The organism is uncultured Aquabacterium sp., assembly GCF_913773725.1.
Classification (GTDB): domain Bacteria; phylum Pseudomonadota; class Gammaproteobacteria; order Burkholderiales; family Burkholderiaceae_C; genus Aquabacterium.
Map to the genome: position 1 here is coordinate 1 of NZ_CAJYGK010000023.1, position 4,592 is coordinate 4,592.

General features: G+C 62.5%; 2 protein-coding genes and 4 pseudogenes. 2 read left to right on the top strand and 4 right to left on the bottom strand.

Going from position 1 to position 4,592, the window contains the following annotated elements; all coding sequences use genetic code 11:
* Positions 1-123: 123 nt before the first annotated feature.
* From QZ709_RS02675 to QZ709_RS02685, 3 genes and pseudogenes are all read right to left on the bottom strand, one after another.
* Positions 124-476: pseudogene (locus QZ709_RS02675) on the bottom strand (transposase); the annotation flags it as partial.
* Positions 373-1,212, bottom strand: a complete 840-nt coding sequence (locus QZ709_RS02680; RefSeq protein ID WP_079758991.1) for a histidine kinase dimerization/phospho-acceptor domain-containing protein — start codon at positions 1,210-1,212, stop codon at positions 373-375. The gene QZ709_RS02680 and the pseudogene QZ709_RS02675, both read right to left, overlap by 104 nt.
* A gap of 165 nt (positions 1,213-1,377) precedes the next feature.
* Positions 1,378-1,503 (bottom strand): annotated as a pseudogene (locus tag QZ709_RS02685) (ATP-binding protein); the annotation flags it as partial.
* Between QZ709_RS02685 and QZ709_RS02690 the strand changes: the two are divergent.
* A pseudogene (locus QZ709_RS02690) lies at positions 1,500-1,763 on the top strand (transposase); the annotation flags it as partial. The pseudogenes QZ709_RS02685 and QZ709_RS02690 overlap by 4 nt on opposite strands.
* Positions 1,764-2,109: 346 nt before the next feature.
* Positions 2,110-3,474 carry a glutathione-disulfide reductase gene (gorA, locus tag QZ709_RS02695; RefSeq protein WP_114046489.1) on the top strand — a complete coding sequence of 455 codons (1,365 nt, stop codon included), beginning with the start codon at positions 2,110-2,112 and terminating at the stop codon, positions 3,472-3,474.
* A gap of 329 nt (positions 3,475-3,803) precedes the next feature.
* Here gorA and istB read toward each other — a convergent pair.
* Positions 3,804-4,487 (bottom strand): annotated as a pseudogene (gene istB / locus QZ709_RS02700) (IS21-like element helper ATPase IstB); the annotation flags it as partial.
* Positions 4,488-4,592 lie beyond the last annotated feature (105 nt).

The following is a 4,592-nucleotide window of genomic DNA, read 5'->3' on the forward strand; positions in this document are numbered from 1 at the left end:
CTGCGCGATGCGGCCAACGAACACATGGCCATGCTGGAGAAGTCACCCGAGCGGGTGATGAGCTACTTTCAGGATCCCCGCGTCAAATATGCCGCCGCTTGAGACTTCATGGGGCCGGAGCAATAGCCCCACAAGGGCACAAGCGTGGCGTTCGGACATGTGGTGTTCAGTCACCATACATCCAATGGCCTCGCGTTTGACTTGTGGGGCTAGCGCTTTGTGCCGAAGACGCTTTTAAGCGCGTGGATGTCTAGGTGCGCCTCGGCCAGCAGCCGCTTGAGCTTGCCGTTCTCCAGCTCAAGTTCGCGAAGCCGTTTGGCCTCGCTGGCGTCCATGCCTGCGAACTTGGCGCGCCACTTGTAGAACGAGGCGTCACTGAAGCCGTGTTTGCGGCCGATCTCCTTGATCGGCATGCCCGCTTCTGCTTGGCGCAGAAAGCCAATGATTTTCTCTTCGCTGTATTTGCTTGTTCTCATGTCCATCATTCTCCGGGTTGATGGACTTCTTGGAAGAATGGCTGGTACGGGTTATGGGGGGCAGGTCATCCATTCCACAGCCGTTGTCTTGTACACAAACACAAACGTTCTCCTCTGACCAGTCTTCAGGGTCGGTCACGAGCAACATTTCTCCAGGTCCAGTGGCTTTTCCTGCCAGGGCTGCGCAGGTGGAAACCGAAATCCGTAGCAGTCCATAGTTCAAGTCACTGATGGCGTGCACTGCGTTCGTGCAAAGATTGAGGATGACCTGGTGCAACTGGGACGGATCCACATACACCATTGGGGTCTTGGGATCTATATGCACATCGATTGCAATCGATTTCGGAGCCGTCGCACGCAGCAGCGTAACGGCCTCATTCACCAGATCGGCAATATCCACCACCTTGCGCGAAGGCGGGCTCCGCCGGCTGAAGGACAGAATCCGCTGGACCAAATCCTTCGCGCGGTGGCCAGCACGCCGAATCTCGTTGAGGCTGGTAGTGACATCTTCGTTTCCCGCGGCGTCCAACAGGGCGAGTCGGGTGTTCCCGAGGATCGCCGCCAAGATATTGTTGAAATCGTGCGCCACACCGCCCGCCAGCGTGCCAAGGGCCTCAAGCTTTTGAGACTGTCGAAGTTGCTCCTCTAGCACTGAACGTTCTTGGTCCAGCTTGCGCTTGGGTGACAAGTCGTGATCCAAACAAACGAACTCTACTAGCTTGTCTGAACTCTCCATCAGTACGATGCTTCCACGCACCTCGATACGATTTCCATCGCGGCGCTTCCGCCAGGCTTGAAACGAAGTGGATCCGCGCTGAGACGAAAGTATTTCCGCCCTGATGGCCAGGTCAAATTCCCCCACCCTTGGCCACCCCAAATTCCCCCAGGCAGGACCGCCGGATTATGACGACTCGGGTGCGACGGCGATGCGTGCGGCGGCCTCCTTGAGGCGGTAGCTCTTGCCCTCGAACTCCAGCATGGCGCAGCGGTGCATGAGGCGGTCCAGGATGGTGGTGGCCATGGTGGCATGTGGCGATGCGCCCGGGCAAGCGCAGGGCGCTGGACAAGGAGAACAAGCCCATTGATGCGCTGATAGAGCAGGTGGAGAAGATCAAGGCCAGCATCCGCGCCAAAGTGGAGCACCCCTTCAGGGTGATCAAACGCCAGTTTGGCTACACCAAGGTGCGCTACCGGGGGCTCATGAAGAACACGCTGCAGCTCACTACGCTTTTTGCGCTATCGAACCTGTGGATGGTGCGCCACCAATTGCTGGCGGAGCGGGGATAAGTGCGCCTGAAAACAGGGCGCAGGCCGAAAAAGCGGCGCAAACGGCCCGAAAAGGGTAGAGAACATTGCGCAGTGCCGAGCAAAATGGCCGCAATTGCATCATCTGAAAAATGTGAGCCGTGTAGCACTCACAAATCCGAGTTGTTCAGGGCATCCCTAACACATGTATTTCGTAACATAATGAATCATCATTCACTATAATAGCCTCGTGGCACAGACGATGCCGCGCGCGCAGTGGAAGCACCTTTTTTGAGGCAGGCGCACTCGATATCGCCTCGGCATCACGCTTGTTCTTGATCACCGTCTCGCAGACACCAGCCTGGTTTTCCATCACACACATTCCATGATTCATCACTACGACTTCGACCTCTTCGTCATCGGCGGCGGCAGCGGCGGCGTGCGCGCCGCGCGCATGGCCGGTCAGCGCGGTGCGCGCGTGGCGCTGGCCGAATGCGCCGAACTGGGCGGCACCTGCGTCAACGTGGGCTGCGTGCCCAAGAAGCTCTACAGCTATGCCGCCGGCTACGCCGCCGCCTTCGAGGAAGCCCCCGGCTACGGCTGGACGCTGCCCGAGGCCCCGCGCTTCGACTGGGCCACGCTCAAGCGCCAGCGCGCGCAGGAGATCACGCGCCTGAACGGCGTGTATCAGAAGCTGCTCGACGGCGCGGGCGTGAAGACGTTGACCGGCTGGGCGCAACTGGTGGACGGCCACACGGTCAGCGTGAGCGACACGCGCTACACCGCGCGCCACATCCTGGTCGCCACCGGCGGCATGCCTGCCGCGCCCGACATGCCGGGCCGCGAGCTGGCCGTGGTGTCGGACGCGATGTTCGATCTGCCCGATTTCCCCAAGCGCCTGCTGGTGATGGGCGGCGGCTACATCGGCTGCGAATTCGCCTCGCTGTTCCGCGGCCTGGGCGCGCACGTGACGCTGGTCAATCGCGGCGCCCACATCCTCAACGGCTTCGACGACGACGTGCGCGAGGCGCTGGCGCGCGAGATGGGCCGCCAGGGCATCGACCTGCGCATGACGGCGCAGGTGGAAACGCTGCGCCGCGAGGGCGACGGCCTGGTCGCGATGCTCTCGCGCGGCCAGCAGATCGAGGCCGACACCGTGCTGCTGGCCACCGGCCGCAAGCCCAACACGGCGGGCATGGGACTGGACGCGGCGGGCGTGAAGCTGGACGCGCGCGGTGCCGTGGTGGTCGATGCGCAGTACCGCAGCAGCGTGCCCTCGGTGCTGGCCATCGGCGACGTGAGCAGCCGACTGGCGCTGACACCGGTGGCGCTGGCCGAAGCGATGGTGGTGGTGGACCAGCTCTTCGGCGACGGCCAGCGCCGCATGGGCTATGACAACGTGCCCACCGCCGTGTTCACGCACCCGAACGTGGCGACCTGCGGCCTGACGGAGGCCGCGGCGCGCGCGAAGTTCGGCGAGAAGGGCGTGCGCATCTTCGCAGCCGACTTCAAGGCCCTGCGCCACACGCTGTCGGGCCGCGACGAGCGCACCTTCATCAAGCTGGTGGTCGACGCGAAGAGCGACTGCGTGGTGGGCCTGCACATGGTGGGCGCCGACGCGGGCGAGATCGTGCAGGGCTTCGCCGTGGCCATGAACGCGGGTGCGACCAAGGCGCAGTTCGACAGCACCATCGGTATCCACCCGACCACGGCCGAGGAGTTCGTGACGCTGCGCGAGCCGATGGTGGGCTGAGAATCCAGCTGACCTGCCCCTATGACTCAACATACGGCATCAGTAGAGGTGGCAGCGAACGTGCAGCGCTGCACAAAAAGACTTCGTACAGATCCACGATGGCCGGCTTGGTGCTCTGCCGAACACTGCGTGTCGGCGCCGGCCGAACTTTGACCCACCCTGCCGGTTGAACTTTGACCCGGGGATGGAAGCCGGCATCGTGGATGCCGACTGTGTATAACTCTACCGCCTTCGTCCTTTCTTGCCTTCCTTTTTGATGTCTTCTCGCTCGCACGAAGAAGGCGCGGAGGGCGAAGCCCGCAGCGCCTTGTCCCTGCATGCGGCGTTGCTCAACCAACGTTTCCGGCCGGCGCCTTTCCCTCCTGCTCACGAGCCTTGATGCGCTTTTTCGAGTTCGCCGTGGCGTGCGTGATCCGGTAACTGTCGTTACCCGTCTCCACGATGTGGCAGTGGTGCGTGAGCCGGTCCAGCAACGCAGTGGTCATCTTCGGATCCACGAACACGCTGCTCCATTCGGCGAAGTCCAGGTTCGTCGTCACCACCACGCTGGTGTGCTCGTACAGTTTGGAGAGCAGGTGGAACAGCAGCGCCCCGCCGGCCTGGCTGAAGGGCAGATACCCCATCTCGTCCAGGACCACCGCGTCCAGACGCAGCAGGCTGCTGGCGATGCGCCCGGCCTTGCCTTGCGCCTTCTCCTGTTCCAGTGCATTGACCAGGTCGACCGTCGAGTAGAAGCGCACGCGCTTGCCATGCTGCGTGATGCCCGCCACGCCGATGGCGGTCGCGAGGTGGCTCTTGCCGGTGCCCGGCCCACCCACCAGCACAACGTTGTGCGCCTCATCGGTGAAGGCCATTTCGGCCAGTTGTAGCACGAGCTTGCGGTCGACCGGCGAGACGTCGAAGTCGAACCCTGCAAGGTCCCGGTGCACAGGGAACTTCGCTGCGTTCATCTGGTGGGTGACCGAGCGCGTGGCGCGCTCGGTCGTCTCGGCACCCAACATCTGCTCGACGAGCCAGCGCGATCGCTCCAGCTCGGTGTTGTTGGGGTCTCCTCGTTTTCAGTGCAATAAGTGACGGTACGCAAAGCTAGCACTGGCGCGGGGGTGGTCTGGGTAGAC

What these genes read in the sequence shown, in the direction of transcription:
- QZ709_RS02680 (WP_079758991.1), bottom strand. Translation starts at nt 1,212, where the DNA reads ATGGAGAGTTCAGACAAGCTAGTAGAGTTCGTTTGTTTGGATCACGAC.